The organism is Pseudomonas sp. SIMBA_068, from assembly GCF_046534705.1.
Classification (GTDB): Bacteria; Pseudomonadota; Gammaproteobacteria; order Pseudomonadales; family Pseudomonadaceae; genus Aquipseudomonas; species Aquipseudomonas putida.
In genome coordinates, this window is sequence record NZ_JAWRYI010000765.1 from 1 (window position 1) to 263 (window position 263).

The 263-nt window shown below is 53.6% G+C and carries 1 protein-coding gene; it reads right to left on the reverse strand.

What is annotated here, in order from left to right:
• Positions 1-13: 13 nt before the first annotated feature.
• Positions 14-263: hypothetical protein (locus tag SB756_RS31350; RefSeq protein WP_410913401.1), on the reverse strand; the 250-nt coding region annotated here is incomplete at its 5' end.

The following is a 263-nucleotide window of genomic DNA, read 5'->3' on the forward strand; positions in this document are numbered from 1 at the left end:
GGTCTTTACGCTTTTACGGTCCACCACTTTTTTTTGGATTAAGGAGTAAAGGAATGCAGGCAGTAACAATGAGGCAGCGGACAGAATTATTTTCGCGGGTTAAGGCGCGAAAATAGTTAAGGCACTGCGCCTCATCGGCAAACAGCCGCGCCCACGCAGATTTTGCCAGCCGGGGGGAGCCGAATAAATTTCGCTGCCCCAGCGAGCGAAAAGCTGTCGTCCACGACAGCGGTTTATTTGGGGGGCATAGCCCCGCACACCGT